This is a genomic window from Solwaraspora sp. WMMD406 (genome assembly GCF_029626025.1).
In the GTDB taxonomy this organism is placed as follows: domain Bacteria; phylum Actinomycetota; class Actinomycetes; order Mycobacteriales; family Micromonosporaceae; genus Micromonospora_E.
In genome coordinates this window covers 5,824,526-5,841,330 of record NZ_JARUBF010000001.1, presented here as the reverse complement: position 1 = coordinate 5,841,330, position 16,805 = coordinate 5,824,526, and the positions used below count along the sequence as shown (strand labels likewise).

At 72.4% G+C, this 16,805-nt stretch carries 14 protein-coding genes; 8 read left to right on the top strand and 6 right to left on the bottom strand.

Going from position 1 to position 16,805, the window contains the following annotated elements:
* Nucleotides 1-3 precede the first annotated feature (3 nt).
* The 7 genes from O7632_RS25945 to O7632_RS25915 all read left to right on the top strand — a co-directional run bounded on the left by O7632_RS25945 (nucleotide 4) and on the right by O7632_RS25915 (nucleotide 7,641).
* Nucleotides 4-1,299, top strand: a complete 1,296-nt coding sequence (locus tag O7632_RS25945; RefSeq protein ID WP_278120402.1) for an O-antigen ligase domain-containing protein — start codon at nucleotides 4-6, stop codon at nucleotides 1,297-1,299.
* Nucleotides 1,296-2,813 (top strand): lipopolysaccharide biosynthesis protein, encoded by a 1,518-nt coding sequence (locus tag O7632_RS25940; protein WP_278117995.1) that lies wholly within the window; start codon nucleotides 1,296-1,298, stop codon nucleotides 2,811-2,813. Before O7632_RS25945 ends, O7632_RS25940 begins: the two co-directional genes overlap by 4 nt.
* 7 nt (nucleotides 2,814-2,820) lie before the next feature.
* On the top strand, nucleotides 2,821-3,723 hold the full coding sequence (locus O7632_RS25935) for a sulfotransferase domain-containing protein (RefSeq protein WP_278117993.1): 903 nt from the start codon (nucleotides 2,821-2,823) through the stop codon (nucleotides 3,721-3,723).
* Nucleotides 3,720-5,063 (top strand): hypothetical protein, encoded by a 1,344-nt coding sequence (locus O7632_RS25930; protein WP_278117991.1) that lies wholly within the window; start codon nucleotides 3,720-3,722, stop codon nucleotides 5,061-5,063. The genes O7632_RS25935 and O7632_RS25930 overlap by 4 nt, the downstream gene beginning before the upstream one ends.
* A gap of 373 nt (nucleotides 5,064-5,436) precedes the next feature.
* Entirely contained in the window at nucleotides 5,437-5,919 is a 483-nt protein-coding gene (locus O7632_RS25925; protein WP_278117989.1) for a UDP-N-acetylglucosamine--LPS N-acetylglucosamine transferase, read from the top strand.
* 103 nt (nucleotides 5,920-6,022) lie between these two features.
* Nucleotides 6,023-6,619 (top strand): glycosyltransferase, encoded by a 597-nt coding sequence (locus O7632_RS25920; protein WP_278120400.1) that lies wholly within the window; start codon nucleotides 6,023-6,025, stop codon nucleotides 6,617-6,619.
* A gap of 131 nt (nucleotides 6,620-6,750) precedes the next feature.
* On the top strand, nucleotides 6,751-7,641 hold the full coding sequence (locus O7632_RS25915) for a glycosyltransferase family A protein (RefSeq protein WP_278120398.1): 891 nt from the start codon (nucleotides 6,751-6,753) through the stop codon (nucleotides 7,639-7,641).
* Between the two features lie 124 nt (nucleotides 7,642-7,765).
* On the opposite strand, the gene hutH is transcribed toward O7632_RS25915, so the two are convergent.
* From hutH to O7632_RS25885, 6 genes are all read right to left on the bottom strand, one after another.
* A complete protein-coding gene (hutH, locus tag O7632_RS25910) occupies nucleotides 7,766-9,307 on the bottom strand; it encodes a histidine ammonia-lyase (RefSeq protein ID WP_278117986.1) in 1,542 nt (513 codons plus the stop codon).
* Nucleotides 9,295-10,476: an imidazolonepropionase gene (gene hutI, locus O7632_RS25905; RefSeq protein ID WP_278117985.1), complete on the bottom strand. Its 1,182-nt coding sequence runs from the start codon at nucleotides 10,474-10,476 to the stop codon at nucleotides 9,295-9,297. The genes hutH and hutI overlap by 13 nt, the downstream gene beginning before the upstream one ends.
* A complete protein-coding gene (locus O7632_RS25900) occupies nucleotides 10,473-11,795 on the bottom strand; it encodes a formimidoylglutamate deiminase (protein ID WP_278117983.1) in 1,323 nt (440 codons plus the stop codon). Before O7632_RS25900 ends, hutI begins: the two co-directional genes overlap by 4 nt.
* Before the next feature lie 17 nt (nucleotides 11,796-11,812).
* The gene (locus O7632_RS25895) at nucleotides 11,813-13,099 is read right to left on the bottom strand and encodes an allantoate amidohydrolase (RefSeq protein WP_278117981.1); all 1,287 of its coding nucleotides are present in this window, start codon (nucleotides 13,097-13,099) and stop codon (nucleotides 11,813-11,815) included.
* Nucleotides 13,096-14,841, bottom strand: coding sequence for a urocanate hydratase (gene hutU / locus O7632_RS25890; protein ID WP_278117980.1), 1,746 nt, complete (start codon nucleotides 14,839-14,841; stop codon nucleotides 13,096-13,098). Before hutU ends, O7632_RS25895 begins: the two co-directional genes overlap by 4 nt.
* Nucleotides 14,842-14,912: 71 nt before the next feature.
* Nucleotides 14,913-15,812 carry a MurR/RpiR family transcriptional regulator gene (locus tag O7632_RS25885; RefSeq protein ID WP_278120396.1) on the bottom strand — a complete coding sequence of 300 codons (900 nt, stop codon included), beginning with the start codon at nucleotides 15,810-15,812 and terminating at the stop codon, nucleotides 14,913-14,915.
* Between the two features lie 160 nt (nucleotides 15,813-15,972).
* Between O7632_RS25885 and O7632_RS25880 the strand changes: the two genes are divergently transcribed.
* Nucleotides 15,973-16,803, top strand: coding sequence for an MOSC N-terminal beta barrel domain-containing protein (locus O7632_RS25880; RefSeq protein WP_278117978.1), 831 nt, complete (start codon nucleotides 15,973-15,975; stop codon nucleotides 16,801-16,803).
* Nucleotides 16,804-16,805 lie beyond the last annotated feature (2 nt).

Below are 16,805 nucleotides of genomic sequence, written 5' to 3'. Positions count from 1 at the left end.
TTGATGTTCGGCCTCGTTCCGGTCTGGTGGATCGCCGGGGTGTTCTACTTCGGATGGCCGCTGCTCGGTGCCCTGCTGCTGATGTTCATGCTCACCAGAGGGCAGATCGTCATGCCCGCCGGCAGTGGCGTCTGGCTGGCCTTCCTGGCACTCGTCGTGGTGAGCGCGACTCAGCTGGCCGGGTTTTCGTCGCTGCTGACCTTCGGTCTTCGGCTGGTCTTCTACCTCACCGCGTTCGTCGTCTGTTGCTACGTCTTCACCGTGGCCCGGGAGCGGGAGTCGCCGAGCCTGGTGCTGGCGCCGCTGGCGGCGTTCTTCGTCGCGCTGGTCGTACTCGGCTGGCTCGGCGTGCTGATGCCGCGCTTCTCGATGACCACACCGATGGAGCTGATTCTGCCGGGTGGGCTGACCGGCAACCCGTTCATCCGGGACATGGTGCACGCCGAAGCCACCGAGTACAGCGCCCGATCGCTCAACCCGATCTTCCGGCCCGCTGCACCGTACGCCTACACCAACACCTTCGGCAGCACGTACGCGATCCTCGTGCCGGCGGTGGTCGCCTGCCTGCTGCTCGGCGCCAGTGGCGTGCTCCGTACGGTCCTGCTGGTCGCCCTGCCGTTGTCGCTGCCACCCGCGTTCCTGACCCTCAACCGGGGGATGTTCCTGAGCCTTGGTGTCGGGCTGGCCGTGCTCGGGATGCGCGCCGTGGTCCGGGGCAACATCAAGGTGCTCGCCTCCATGCTCGGAGTGCTCGCCGTCGGCGGGCTCGCCGCCCTGGTGATCCCGATCGGCGCGCTGATCGAGCGTCGGGTCAGCGCGAGCAACACCAACACCGACCGGATGTCGCTCTACCTGGAGGTGCTGCGCTGGGTGCGCAGCTCGCCGCTGGTCGGCTTCGGCACTCCGCTTCAGGTCGACACGGTCTCGGCGGACGCGCCGATCGGCACCCAGGGTCAGCTGTGGACGGTTCTGTTCAGCCACGGGATACCCGCGCTCGTCTGTTTCATCGGCTGGTTCCTGGTGGTGCTGGCGACCTGTTGGCGAGCCACCTCGGCGGCTGGCCAGTGGCTGTCCGTCGTACCGCTGATCGCCCTGGTCCAGCTGCCGTTCTACGGCCTGGTCAACCAGAACCTGACCGCCGCGTTCTACGTCGTCGGAGTCGCGCTGGCGTTGACCACTCGGCGACAGCCGTCGCGACCGGTCCGACCTGACCCGGGCCGACCTGACCCGGGCCGACCTGACCCGGCCGGGGCCGTGCCGGTCGGGCACGGCGTGGCATCTCGCGGGGGGTTGCGGTGACCGCCACCGTCGACCGGGGCGAGACCCGCCGTAGCGCCCGCAGCGCGGCGATCGGACTGGTCGGCGCGGCGGCCAGCGGTCTGTTCGGCTTCGTTCTCGCGGTGGTCGTCACCCGGGGCTACGGTCCGGCCGGAGCCGGCGCGTTCTTCACCGCAGTCGGACTGCTCACCGTCGCCTGCGCCGTCTGCACCCTGGGCGCCGAGACCGGCCTGCTCTGGTCGTTGCCGCGACGGCGGACCGGCCCGGACGGTGACGCCGCCCGGATGGTGCCGGTGGCGCTGATCCCGCCACTGGTGCTCGCCGGCGTCGCTGCGGTGGCCGGTCTGCTCGCCGCGCCGCAGCTGGCGGCGGTGCTGTTCGATCCGGCGACCGCCGGTGGCCGGCGACTGGTGCAGCTCTGCGCGGTCGGCCTGCCGGTGCTGGTCGCCGTCGGCCTGCTGCTGGCGACGGTGCGGGCGGTACGCCCGATCGGTGCGTACGTCTCGGTGCAGTTCTTCCTGTTGCCGATCGGTCGGCCGCTGTTGGTCGGTCTCGCCGCGTTCACCAGTGGCGCGGTGCTGCTCGGGATGTCCGGCTGGCTGCTGCCGGCGGTGATCGCCGTGCTGGTCTGTGCCGCGCTGGTCGTCAGGCCGTTGGGCGTCGGCGCCGGGGCCGCCGTGCGTCCCGGTCGCGGCGACTGGCGGACCTTCTGGCGGTTCGCGTTGCCGCGTGCCGGGTCGGCGGCGATCGACGCCGGCGGCATGTGGGTCGGGGTGCTGCTCGCCGCGATCCTGGCCGGTCCGGCCGCCGCCGGCCTGTTCGGCGCGGTGGGCCGCTACGTCCTGGCCGGGCAGCTGGCGCTGCAGGGGCTGCGAGTGGCGGTCGCTCCCCAGCTGTCCCGGCTGCTCGGCGAGGACCGGCGGACGGCGGCGGCGGCGGTGCACCGGCAGCTGACCACCTGGGCTCTGGTGCTGTCCTGGCCGGTGTATCTGCTGCTGGCGGTGTTCGCACCGGGCTTCCTGAGCGTGTTCGGACCGGAGTTCACCGCCGGGGCGGCGGCGATGACGTGGCTGTCACTGGCCATGTTGGTCAACGTCGCGGTCGGTAACGTGCAGACGTTGCTGCTGATGAGCGGCCGCAGCGGCCTGCACCTGCTGGCAGCGGCGGCGAACCTGGTGGTCACCGTGTCGCTGGGCCTGTGGTGGATTCCGCAGTACGGGGTGTCCGGGGCGGCGGTCGCCTGGGGGACCGGGATCGTGGTGGAGAACCTGATCGCGTGGACCGCCGCCCGGATCGTGATCGGCCGTCCCCTGGTCGACCGGTCGATGCTGATCGCCGCGACGGCGGTGTCGACCGTGGTCGGTGCGGCGGCCGCTCTGGCGGTGGCCGTCGCCGGACGAGACGTGACCGGGTTGGGGTACGCGTTGGCGACGCTGGCTGTCGTCGCGGCCGGGACAGTGGCGCTGCCGGGGACGCGGCGCCGGTTGTGGCGCGGTGCCAGCGCGATCCGTGGCATCAGACAGAAAGGCGGGTGAGGACCGTATGCCGTCCATCCGAGACCGGCTCAAGCAGGTCGTTCCAGTGCGGGTCACCGACCGGGTACGGCAGTCGCTGGTGCACTACGGGGTACGCACCAGCGACCAGCGACCGTTGCCGGACTTCCTGATCATCGGCACCAAGCGCGGCGGTACCACGTCACTGTGGAACTACCTCGTTCAGCATCCGCTGGTGCCCCGGCTGTTTCCCGCCTGGAACACCAAGGCGACGCACTACTTCGAGGAGCACTGGTCTCGGGGTGAGGCGTGGTATAGGTCGCACTTTCCGACCCAGCGGCAGCGGGACGCGCTCGCCGTCCGTCATGGTGGCCCGGTCCGCGCCGGTGAGGCGGCACCGCTCTACATGTTCCACCCGCTGGCTCCGGGGCGGGTGCACGACCTGATGCCGTCGGTACGGCTGATCGTGCTGTTGCGCGACCCGGTCGAACGGGCGTACTCGCACTGGAAGGAGCGGCGTACCGAGGGCAAGGAGCCGTTGAGCTTCCCGGAGGCGCTGGCCCGGGAGGAGGAACGGACAGCGGGGGAGCGGGACCGGCTGATCGCCGACCCGGACTTCTTCAGCGAGCCGTACGACTGGTACACCTACCGGGCCCGGGGACGCTACGTGGACCATCTGCGGCCCTGGTTGGAGCGCTTCGACCGGTCCCAATTCCTCTTCCTGACCAGTGAGGAGTTCTACCGGGACACCCGGTCGGCCTACCGTCGTACGCTCGGCTTCCTCGACCTGCCCGAGTACGACCTGCCGTCGTTCTCGGTCTACAACGACCGCCGTTCGGCGCCGATGGACGGCGACCTGCGGGCCGAGCTGACCGACTACTTCCGGCCGCACAGCGAGGCGTTGCGCGACCAGCTCGGACTGCGGCTGGACTGGGCCGGGTTGACGTCGTGAGCGGATTCGATCCCCGGTCGGGCGACGACGGCCTGGGCTGGGTGACCCGGGCGGTATTTCCGGATGAGCGGCTGCGCCTGACGGTCGCCCCGGCCGATGGCGTACGGCTGGCCGATGGCGTACGGCTGGCCGACGGCGCGCGGTCGGTGGCGGCCGAACCGTCGGTCGCCGACGGGTCGACGACGTCTCGGACGCTGGCCCGCTACGTGGTGGTTCCGTCGGTACGGCGCGCCCGGTTCCTGCTGCCGGTGGGTCCACGTCGGATGACCGCGGCCTCGGTCTGGGCCTACAACGCGCTGCGGCCGGCCCGGGTCCGGCTGCCCCGTGCGGTGCTGGGCGCGATGGCGCGTACCGGGGCGTTGCGGCTGACCCGACCGTCGGTGCTGACCGTGTCGGCGCCGGCGCGTGGGGTGGACGTGGCCGAGCTGATGCTGGTGGACCATCTCGCCGACCGGCTCGGCGGGCAGCGGTGGTACGCGGCGATCGGGGTCCGGCCGCCGGACCCGAATCACAAACCGACGGTCCAGTTGTTCGACGCCGCCGGCCGGCCGCGTGGCTACGCCAAGATCGGCTGGAACGACGCGACCCGGCGGCTGGTGCGCGCCGAGGCGGCGGTGCTGTCGACCGTGCCGGCACCGGGTGGCGATCACCCGTTGGTTCCCCGGGTGCTGGTGGCGGGGGACTGGGCGGGGCAGGCGGTCACCGTGGTGGAGCCGTTGCCACCGAAGATCCGGGGCCTGAGCCCCACCGCGGCGCCGGACTGCGCCGCGCTGTTGGCGGTCGCCCGTCGGTCCGGTGCCCCGGGCGAGCGGCGGGCGTTGACCGGTTCGCCGTTTCTCGACCGGCTGCGGTCGCTGGCAGAGTCGGCGGCGGCGGAGTCGGGACCGGCTGGTGACCCGGCGGCGGGTCGGCGGCTGGTGGCGGCCGTCGACCATCTGGCGCGACGGTACGGTCCGGTCCTGGCCGAGTACGGTGTCTGGCACGGTGACTGGGTGCCGTGGAATCTGGGCCGGCACGCCGATCGGTTGGTCGCCTGGGACTGGGAGCACAGTGGTCCGGACGTGCCGGTCGGGTTCGACCTCGCCCACGACGCCTTCCAGCGGGCGCTGATCCTGCGCGGCGCGCCGGTACCGACGGCGGTCGCGGCCGTGGACGACCAGCTGCTGAGGTACGGGTCGCGGCTCGGCCTCGACGCGCCCTGCCGTGAGCTGGTCGCGCAGAGTTATCTGATTGAGATGTGGCTACGGACCTGGCGGCTGGCCATGGGTGGGGCCGGCTGGAACCACGTCCTGCATCCGGCGCTGCTCGATGCCATTTCGCAACGCAGCGTCGATCGCTGATCGACATGCCCCGTCCTACGAGTTGAGAGCGGGTTGCTGCTGGTCCGATCTGGCGTCGCCGGTAGCGGATCCTGCCTGATGGCGACTGGTGGTTCCGGGGTAATGGATCCTATGAATCCTATTGATTCGATAGAGAATCCTTCATGTTCGTGGATGCGTAGCGTCAAAGCCGCCGCATTGCCGCCTCCGGCCCGCCCTGACTGGTGATCGCGCTGGTCGCCGCAGGTGGGTCGGTGGTGGCGGTGTCGATCAACTGACGGGTTTCTGCCAAGCGGCGGCCGCCAATTTATTTTTGGCTCGCCGTCTTATATCTTGGTTGTCCTAACGAAAGTTGGCCGGCTAGTGAACTCTGGGGGCGTCTGTGGCCAACAACGTGGATGACGTTGTGGACGGCGTCGACGACGCCGCGACGGTTCTGCTGGTCGGATCCAGCGGTGGTCACCTCGCGCAGTTGCTCGCCCTCGAGGGGTGGTACGCGACCCGGCGGCGGTGCTGGGTCACCTTCGACACGCCTGACGCCGTCTCGTCGCTGCGTGACGAGGACGTGGTGTGGGCGTATCACCCCACCACGAGAAACGTCCGGAATCTCCTCCGCAACGCGATCCTCGCCGTACGGATTCTCGCACGGCGCAAGGTGTCGGCGGTGGTCACCACCGGGGCCGGGGTCGCGTTGCCGTTCGTGGTGGTCTCCTGGTTGCGCGGCATACCGACGGTCTACATCGAGGTGTATGACCGGATTGATACCCCTACGCTCACTGCCCGGCTGTGCCGGCCGTTTCTCTCGGCCATGCTCGTGCAGTGGGAGGAGCAGCGCCGGCAGTACCCGGAGGCGACAGTCGTGGGACATCTGTTGTAGGAAAATTCATTTGCGCACGGCAATGTAACACAGCTGTCATAGGCGACTGATTCACCAGACGGAGGAGTATTCCGTGACGGAATCCGCGCTGTCCGGCGCCAGGTTGCAAAACGTCCCGGTGCGGATACCCCGGCAACGTACCCCGGCCGACCGGCCCACCGTGCTCGTCGCCGTCGGCACCGATCGGCATCGTTTCGATCGGCTGATCGACTGGTTGGAGCAGTGGCAGGCCGCAGCGGCCGGCCGGGCCGCCGTGCATGTGCAGTACGGGCACAGCCGAGCGCCGAGGTTCGAGGAAGCCACCGCGTTCCTCGACCACGACGCCCTGCAACGGGCCATGGCCGGAGCCAGCCTGGTGGTGTGCCACGGCGGACCGGCCACCATCCTGGAGGCCCGCCGGCACCGGCATCTGCCGATCGTCGTCCCCCGCGACCCGGCCCACGGCGAGCACGTCGACGACCACCAACTGCTGTTCGCCCGTCGACTGTCCGACGCGGGACTGATCCGGCTCTGCCAAACCCAGGCCGAACTGGCCGCCGCGCTCGACGCCGGCCTCCGGGAGCCGACCCGCTTCGCCGTCGCGTCCGACACGGGCGGGCGGGCCGCGCGGCAGGAAGCGGTGGCCCGGGTCGGTGGGATCGTCGAAGAGCTGATCTCCGCGCGTGCTTCCCGTCGAATCCTCGCTTGGCGTTCCCGTTGAGCGCCGCAGAGCAGCCGGCCGAGGCAGTCGGGGAGGCGCACGGCGTACCGGCCGAGGCTGCGCACGGCGTACCGGCCGAGGCGGTCGACGCGGCGCACGGCGTACCTGCCGACGCCGCCACCGTCAGCGTCGTGGTCCCCACCCGGGACCGTCCGGAACTGCTACGCGACACCGTCGCCGCGATCCGGGACCAGGACTATCCCGGCGTGGTCGAGGTCGTCGTCGTACACGACCAGTCCACCCCGGACCTCACCCTGGCCAGCGACGACCCCGACCGGCCGGTACGGGTGATCGGCAACACCCGTACCGCCGGTCTCGCCGGAGCACGCAACAGCGGCATCCTCGCCGCCACCGGCACACTGGTCGCCTTCTGCGACGACGACGACCGCTGGCTGCCCGGCAAACTCCGCGCCCAGGTCGCCGCGCTCGCCGCCGACCCGACCGGCGAGTTCGTCAGCTGCGGCATCCGGGTCAGCTACGACGGCACCACCACCGACCGGATCCTCGACGCCGACCGGGTGCCACTGGCCGCGCTGCTACGCGACCGGATGACCGAGCTGCATCCGTCGACGTTCCTCATCCGACGCAGCGCCCTGATCGGCGGCTTCGGGCTGGTCGACGAGGAGATCCCGGGCAGCTACGCCGAAGACTACGAGTTCCTGCTCCGGGCCGCCCGAAGCGCGCCACTGGTCAACCTGAGGACCCCGTACGTGCTGGTGCGCTGGCACAAACGCTCCTACTTCGCGCAACGCTGGGACACCATCGCCACCGCCCTGCAGTGGCTGCTGGAACGCTATCCCGAGTTCGCCACCCAGCCGGCGGGGGAAGCCCGGGTAGCCGGCCAGATCGCCTTCGCTCAGGCGGCGGCCGGGCACCGTCGAGGCGCCCTGCGCTGGGCCCGACACACCCTGGCCCGTAACCCGCGGGAACCCCGCGCCTATCTCGCCCTTGCCGTGGCCAGCCGGGCGGTGCGCCCGGACACGGTGCTCCGTACCCTGCACCGCCGTGGCCGGGGCATCTGACCGGCCGGGGCATCTGACAGGCCGGGGCAACTGACCGGCCGGGGCAACTGACGCTGGAACGCCAACGGCCGCGCCCCGTGGGCCGGCCGGGCGCGGCCGGCGTCCGGTCGGGAACGGCCGGCGATCAGTGCAACGGGCCCAGGTCGGCCTCGATCGCCGTCCGCAACTCGCGGCCGGCGATCACGGTGCGGGCGGCTTCCAACACCGGGGCGAGAAACACGTCCGGACCGGGCTCGCCGGCCAGACCGCCGACCAGCTTCACCGCCGCCTGCCCGGCCGGCGACGGACGCAGCGGAGCCCGCAACTGCAGCCCGCGTACGGCGGCCAGCAGCTCCACCGCCAACAGGCTGGTCAGGTTGTCCAGCACCGTCCGCAACTTGCGGGTGGCGGCCCAGCCCATCGACACATGGTCCTCCTGCATCCCGGAGGTCGGCACCGAATCCACCGAGGCCGGTGAGGCCAGCCGGCGGTTCTCCGCGACGATCCCGGCCGCCGTGTACTGGGCGATCATCAGACCCGAGTTGACCCCCGGATCGGGGGAGAGGAACGCCGGCAGGTCCCGCGACCGGTTGACGTCCAACAGTCGGTCCACCCGGCGCTCGCTGATCGACCCGACCTCGGCGGCGGCGATGGCGAGGAAATCGGCCGCGAACCCCAACGGCGCGCCGTGGAAGTTGCCGGTCGACTCCACCCGGCCGTCCGACAGCACCACCGGATTGTCCACCACGGACCCCAACTCCCGGCCGGCCACCGTCGTGACGAACGCCAAGGTGTCCCGGGCCGCGCCCGCGACCTGCGGGGCACACCGCATCGAGTAGGCGTCCTGCACGGCGTGCAGCAGATCGTCCCGATGCGAATCCATCACCGCCGAACGCTGCAACAGCCGGTGGATGTTCGCGGCCGAGACCGCCTGGCCGGGATGCGGGCGGATCGCGTGCAACTCGGGAAGGAACGGCCGGTCCGAGCCGAGCATCGCCTCGATCGCCAACGCCGCCGTGACGTCGGCCATCGTGAACAGATGCCGGGCGTCGGCGATCGCCAGCAACAGCATGCCGAGCATCCCGTCGGTGCCGTTGATCAACGCCAGGCCTTCCTTGGCGGCCAGCTCGATCGGGGCCAGCCCGGCCCGGTCCAGCGCCGCCGCCGCGTCGACCCGCCCGCCGGTCGCCGGATCGCGCACCCAACCCTCGCCCAGCACCACCAACGCGCAGTGCGCCAACGGCGCCAGGTCTCCGGAGGCACCCAACGAGCCGTGTTCCGGCACCCACGGCGTCACCTGATGGTTGAGCAGATCCAGCAGGGCCTGCGCCAACTGTGGCCGTACCCCGGAGCGGCCCAGCGCCAGCGACCGGGCCCGCAACACCAGCATCGCCCGGACCACCTCGGTCGGCATCGGCGCGCCGATCCCCGCCGCGTGCGAACGGATCAGCGCGTGCTGCAGCTCCGACCGCCGATCCGGCGCGACGAAACTGCTGGCCAGCGCGCCGAACCCGGTCGAGACGCCGTACACCGGGCGGCCGTCGCGTTCGATCGCGTCGACGATCCGCCGGCTGCGGTCCATCGCCGCGACAGCGGACCGGCTCAACTCCACCCGCGCGTCGTGGCGGGCCACCGCCCGCACCTCCTCGGCGGTCATCCCGGTCGGTTGAATGGTCACGGTGGGCATGTCGGTACTCCGTTGTGCAGGACCTGACGGACCAGTGGCACCCCCGGCCGGTAGGCCAGGTGCAGGTGGGACGGCGCGTCGAGCAGGATCAGATCGGCCCGGGCACCGGGACGCAGCACACCGACGTCGGCGCGCCGCAACGCCCGCGCGCCACCGGCGGTCGCCGCCCAGACCGCCTCCGCCGGCGTCATGCCCATCTCCCGGACCGCCAGCGCGACACAGAACGGCATCGACGTCGTGTACGACGAACCCGGGTTGCAGTCACTGGCCAACGCCACCGACGCCCCGGCGTCCAGCAGCCGGCGGGCATCCGGGTACGGCGACCGGGTGGCGAACTCGGCCCCCGGCAGCAGCGTCGCCACCGTGGCCGACCCCGACAGCGCGGCCACGTCCGCGTCGGACAGATGCGTGCAGTGGTCTGCGCTGGCCGCGCCCAGCTCCACCGCCAGCGCCACCCCGGCCCCGGGACCGAGCTGGTTGGCGTGCACCCGCGACCCCAGCCCGGCGGCGGCACCGGCGGCCAACACCGCCCGGGCCTGGTCGCCGTCGAACGCGCCGCGTTCGCAGAACACGTCCACCCAACGGGCGTACGGCGCGGCGGCGGTCAGCATCGCGCCGGTGACCAGCTCGACGTAGTCGTCCGCGCGACCGGCGTACTCCGCCGGCACGACGTGCGCGCCGAGGAACGTCGTCTCCGCCGTGAACTCACCCGCCACCCGCAACGACCGGACCTCGTCGGCGACGGTCAGGCCGTACCCGCTCTTGATCTCGATCGTGGTGGTGCCCTGCCGCAGCGCCTCGGCCCGCAACCGTCCGACGGTGGCGCGCAGCACGTCGTCGTCGGCGGCCCGGGTCGCCGCGACGGTGACCTGGATGCCGCCGCCGTCGTAACGGGCACCCGCCATCCGGGCCGCGAACTCGGCCGCCCGGTCACCGGCGAACACCAGGTGGGCGTGACTGTCCACGAAGCCCGGCAGCCCGGCCCGGCCCTCGGCGTCGAGGCGCCGGTCGGCGGCCGGGGCGTCCGCCGACCGACCGACCCAGGCGATCCGGCCGGCGGCGACGACCACCGCCGCGTCGGCGAGCAGCCCGAGCGGACCGCCGCCGTGCGTCGGATCGTTGGTGACCAGTTCGCCGATCCGGTCCACCAGCAGGCTGGGCGACGTCACCGGGTCACCGCCCGGACCGCCGCCGCCAACTCGGCCGGTACGTCGAGCCACTCGTGCCGCCCGCCGGTCACCACCCGCCGCCCGTCGACCACCACGTCGGTGACGTCGGCGGCGGTCGCCGCGAAGACCAGGCCGGCCGGGTCGACCCCGGCGGTACGGGCACTGTCCAGCCGTACGGTGACCAGATCGGCGCGGGCACCGACAGCGATCCGGCCAGCGTCCGGCCAGCCCAGCGCGGCGTGCCCGGCCCCGGTCGCCATGGTCAGCAGGTCACCGGTACCGAAATGGCCCCGCCGCTCGGTGCGCAACCGTTCGTGCAGCTCCACCGCCCGCGCCTCCTCGAACAGGTCGATCACCGCGTGGCTGTCGCTGCCCAGGCTGAGCGGACAGCCCGCGTCGGCCAGCGCCCGCGCCGGCCCGATCCCGTCGGCCAGGTCCCGTTCGGTCGTCGGGCAGAACGCGACCCCGGTGCCCGCCGCACCGAGCAACGCCACGTCGGCCGTACTCAGATGGGTGGCGTGGACCGCCGTACTCGCCGGGGTGAGCACGCCCGCCCCGGCCAGCAACCCGGTCGGGGTCAGCCCGTGCCGGGCCCGGCATGCCTCGTTTTCGGCCCGCTGCTCGGACAGGTGCACGTGTAACGGTGCCGCGTGCCGCCGCGCCCAGTCGGCCACCTCGGGTAACGCCGCCGCCGGCACCGCCCGTACCGAATGGATCGCCGCGCCCTGCCGGACGTGCCCGCCGCCCGGCCGCCACGCCTCGGCGCGCGTCGCCCAGGCCGCGACGTCGGTGTCGCCGAACCGGCGCTGCGCCCCGGTCAGCGACGCGCCGTCCAATCCGGCCACCAGGTAGCAGGTGTCCAGCAGGGTGATCCGGATGCCGGCGTCGGCGGCGGCCCGGGCGAGCGCGTCGGCCATCACGTTCGGGTCGGCGTACGGGCGTCCTCGCTGGTCGTGGTGCAGGTAGTGGAACTCGCCGACGCAGCTCACCCCGGCCAGGGCCAGTTCGGCGTAGACCGCCCGGGCCAGCGCCAGGTACGTATCGGGGTCGAGCCGGCCGGCGACCGCGTACATCCGTTCCCGCCAGGTCCAGAAGCTGCCCCGGTCGTCGTGGGTGCGTCCGCGTAGCGCTCGGTGGAAGGCGTGGGAGTGCACGTCGGCCAGTCCGGGCAGGGTGACGCCGGCCAGCCGGTGCACCCCGGCCGGTGGTCCCGCCAGCCCGGCGGTGACGGCGGTGAACCGGCCCGCTTCAGCCTCGATCAGGACGTCGGCGACCGGCTGCGGCCCGCCCAGCCAGGCATACTCGGCGTACCACCTCATGGGTGGGCTGGTTCCGGTCACCGCGCGGCCAGTTCGGCCAGGACGGCGGCGAGCGACCGGATCCCGGCGACACAGTCGGCGTCGGTGGCGGCCTCGGCGGGGGCGTGCGACACGCCGGACGGATTGCGGACGAAAATCATCGCGGTCGGTACGTGGCCGGCGAGGATCCCCGCGTCGTGTCCGGCGGCGGTCGGCAACACCGGCACCGGCGTGGACCCAGGCACGGCGGATGTCGTGGCCGGCACGTCCGATGTCGCCGTCGACGCGGCGTCGACCAGCCGGCGGGCCAGGCCCGGATCGAACTCCACCGGCGGGCTGGCCGACTCGGCGACGACCGTTACCGTGGTCCCGTCGGCGACCGACCGGGCGTGCGCCCGGGACACGACCGCCTCGACCAGCTCGGCCAAGGTCGCGGCGTCGGCCGCACGAGCGTCCAACCAGGACCGGACCTGGACCGGGATGGCGTTGGTCGCGTTCGGCCGTACCTCGATCCGGCCGACCGTGGCGTGCGCGCCCAGCCGGCGGGCCTCGGCATCCGCCGCCAAGACCGCGTACGCGCAGGTCAGCATCGGATCACGGCGGTCCGCCATCCGCGTCGTACCGGCGTGGTTGCCCTCGCCGGAGACCTCCAGCCGCCACCGGCCGTGCGGCCAGATCATGCTCGCCACCCCGACCGGGGCGTCCAGGTCCACCAGCGCCCGACCCTGCTCGATGTGCAGCTCGACGAAGGCCTTGATCCCGGCCAGCCGCTGGGGGTCCGGCCCCGCCGCCGCCGGATCGGCTCCGGCGGCCGCCATCGCCTCGGCCAGGCTCACCCCGGACCGGTCCCGCAACGCCAGCGCGCGTCGCGGTGCGATACCGCCGGTGAGCAACCGGGAACCCAGACAGGCGACCCCGAACCGGGACCCCTCCTCCTCGACGAACGCGGCGACGGTGATCGGCCGGCCGGGGACGAAACCCTGGTCGCGGAGCTCGTCCACGGCCAGAAACGCCGACACGACGCCGAGCGGACCGTCGTACCCGCCGCCGTGCGGCACCGAGTCGAAATGACTGCCGGTGACCACCGCCGCCGTGGCCGGATCCACCCCGTCCGGCAACCACCGCGCCCACAGGTTCCCGTTGCCGTCGACCGACACCGTCAGGTCACGGCGGGCCGCCTGGTCGACGAACCACCGCCGGCAGGCCAGCTCCGCCGCCGACCAGGCGTACCGCAGATAGCCGCCGGTGTCCGGGTCCCGGCCGATCTCCGCCAGCTCCGCCCACAGCGGACGGAAGCGGTCGAGCAGCCGATCCTGGTCGATCACGAGCGGTCCATCGGCACCGGTACGTCGTACCGCCGGGCGACCTCGCGGGCCTCGGCATATCCGGCGTCGACGTGCCGCAGCACGCCCATCGCGGGATCATTGCGCAACACCCGTTCGATCTTGTCCCCGGCGAGCGCCGACCCGTCGGCGACACAGACCTGCCCGGCGTGCAACGACCGGCCGATACCGACCCCGCCACCGTGGTGGATGCTCACCCAGGACGCGCCGCTGGCCGTGTTGACAAGCGCGTTCAGCAGCGGCCAGTCGGCGATGGCGTCCGAGCCGTCCGCCATCGCCTCGGTCTCCCGGTACGGCGAGGCCACCGAGCCGCAGTCGAGGTGGTCCCGGCCGATCACCACCGGCGCGGACAGGTCACCCCGGGCCACCATTTCGTTGAACCGCACCCCGGCGAGGTCCCGTTCGCCGTACCCGAGCCAGCAGATCCGCGCCGGCAGCCCTTGGAAGGCGACCCGGTCACCGGCCAACCGGATCCACCGGGCCAGGGCCTCGTTGTCGCCGAACAGGTCGAGGATCGCCCGGTCGGTGGCGGCGATGTCGGCCGGATCGCCGGAGAGCGCCGCCCAGCGGAACGGGCCCTTGCCGGCGCAGAACAACGGCCGGATGTACGCCGGGACGAAGCCGGGGAAGTCGAACGCCCGGTCGTAGCCGCCGAGCCGGGCCTCGGCGCGGATCGAGTTGCCGTAGTCGAACACCTCCGCGCCGGCGTCGGCGAACCCGACCATCGCGGCGACGTGCCGGACCATCGACTCGCGGGCCCGGTCGGTGTAGTCCTGCGGAGCGCGGCGGGCGTACGCTGCCGCCTCGGCCAGGTCGACCCCTTCCGGTACGTAGCTCAGCGGATCGTGGGCACTGGTCTGATCGGTGACGACGTCGATCTCGACGCCGTCGGCCAGCAACTCGGGAAACACCGTCGCCGCGTTGCCCACCACACCGACCGACAGCGCCCGGCGCTCCCGGCGGGCGGCACTGGCCAGCGTCACCGCCTCGGCCAGCGATCCGGCGACGACGTCCAGGTAGCCGGTGGCGACCCGGCGGGCGAGCCGCTGCGGGTCGACGTCGACGATCAGACAGGCCCCACCGTTCATGGTGACCGCGAGGGGCTGCGCGCCGCCCATCCCGCCGCAGCCGGCGGTCAGGGTCAACGTGCCGGCCAGGTCGGCCGTACCGGCGCCGGCTGCCCAGGCCGGCACGTCCACCGGCCCTGGTTCGGCTTCGCTGGCTGGTCCGGCGGCCAGTTTGGCTTCGCCTGCTGGTCCGGCGGCCAGCTTGGCGGCGACCGCGGCGAACGTCTCGTAAGTGCCCTGCAGGATGCCCTGGGTGCCGATGTAGATCCAGGAGCCGGCGGTCATCTGCCCGTACATGGTCAGCCCGAGCTGTTCCAGCCGGCGGAACTCCGGCCAGGTGGCCCAGTCGCCCACCAGGTTCGAATTGGCCAGCAGCACCCGGGGCGCCCATTCGTGGGTGCGCAGCACGCCGATCGGCCGCCCCGACTGGACCAGCATCGTCTCGTCGTCGCGCAGGTCGGTCAGGGTGCGGACCAGGGCATGGTAGGACGGCCAGTCCCGGGCGGCCCGGCCGGTGCCGCCGTAGACGACCAGGTCGTCGGGGCGTTCGGCGACGTCCGGGTCCAGGTTGTTCATCAGCATCCGGACGGCCGCCTCCTGCGGCCATCCCCGAGCGGTACGGGTGGCACCTCGGGCCGCCCGGATCGGTTCTGCCATGCGTCCTTCCCCTGTCTTCCGGCCTGCGTGGGTCGGTCGGCGGTCAGCCGACGAAAGTGGTCGGTCGGCCGTCAGCCGACGAATACGTTGCGGTGGGCGGCCGAGCGTTCGAACTGCTCCAGCCGGCGTTGCGCCTCCCCGGGGGCGGCGTCGCAGATCGCCTGCAGCAGCACCATCGCCAGGGCCATCGGAGCGGCGTGCAGGTCGAACACCAACTGGTCACCGACGGGGGCGGGCAACACCAGGTCGGCGTGTTCGGCGGCCGGACTCAACGCCGAGTCGGTGATCAACACCACCGCCATGCCCATGGCCCGGGCCTCGGCGAGAGCGTCGACGGCCTCCCGGGGGTAGCGGGGGAGCACGATCGCCAGCAGCGCGGTGGCTCCCGCCGCGCGCGCCTGCTCGAGGCGTTCCGGCAGCAGGCTCCCGCCGCTGTCCAACACCCGTACGTCAGGGCGGACCTTGGCGGCGAAGAAGCCGAAGTAGGTGGCGAGGGCGGCAGCGGCGCGCAGGCCCAACACTGGCAGCGGGGTGCTGCCGGCCAGGACCGTGCCGGCCGCGGTGAGCCGGTCACGTTCGCCGAGTTGGTCGGCCAGTTGGCTGAGATGTCGGGCCTCGGCGCGGATCGCCCGCTGCATCTCGTTGTCCGTGACGAATCGGTCGCCTGGTCGAGTGGCGGGCCGCCCGCCGCGCCGGGTGGCACCCGACGGTACGGTGGCGGCGTCGGCCGGGCTGGTGGCGAATTCGCGTAGCCGCCGCCGTAGCGCCGGGTAGCCGTCGTAGCCGAGTGCCATGGCGAACCGGGTCACCGATGGCTGGCTCACCCGGGCCAGTTCGGCGACCTCGGCGGCGGACAGGAAGGCCGCGGAACCGGCGTGCTGCACCAGGCTGTGCGCGATCCGTCGCTGGGTCGGGGTGAGCCGTACCCCGGTGAACAGGTCGAGTACCCGTTCGGCCGACGCGGCCGGCATGACCTCACTGTCATTCACCACGCCACTGTATGCATTAATTCATTCACTCGGCAATCTGTCAGCTGTGGTAGAAACCTGCCGTGGATCGCACCAGGCTCCGACGCTCCCCGGCCCGTACCCGGCTCGGCCCGACGTGGTGAGTGGGTCTCAAGTGGGCGGTGTGCGGGTCGCCGCGCTCCACACGTACCCGGTCAAGGGGTGCCGCCGGCTCGACCACGACGACGCGCAGGTCGAACCCTGGGGCCTGGCCGGCGACCGCCGGTGGGCGATCGTCGACCCCGACGGCGTCGCGCTGACCCAGCGGGAGGTCCCCGCCCTGGTCACCATCCACCCCCGGATCACCACGGCCGGCCTCACCCTGCACAGCGCCGACCGAGCGACCCTGGACGTCACCGCGCCGGTCGAGGGGCAGTCGGTCATGGTCCGGGTGTTCCGCAACCAGGCCCCGGTGCCGGCCCGGCTCGCCGCACCGGTCCTCCACGACTGGCTCGGCGACCTGCTCGACCGGCCGGCCCGGCTGGTGTGGCTGGCCGACCCCACCGTACGGGCGGTCAACCCGGACTTCAGCCGCCCCGGTGACGTCGTCACCTTCGCCGACGGCTACCCGCTGCTACTGACCACCACCGCGTCGCTGGACGCCGTCAACGACTGGCTCGTCGAGTCCGGCGACCCGGCCGCGCCACTGCCGATGCACCGGTTCCGCCCCAACGTGGTCGTCGCCGGAGCACCGGCCTGGGCCGAGGACGCCTGGATCGGACACCGGATCCACCTTGGCGACGTCACGTTCCGGGTCGCCAAGCCATGCGCCCGCTGCGTGGTCACCACCACCGACCAGGACACCGGGGAACGCGGCCGGCAACCACTGCGGATCCTCGCTCAGCATCGGCGCGGGCCGAAGGGCGTCCTGTTCGGGGTGAACCTCATCCCGGACGGCACCGGCCGGATCGCCGTCGGTGACCCGGTGCGGCCGCCGTCCGGGGCGGACTCTTAGGT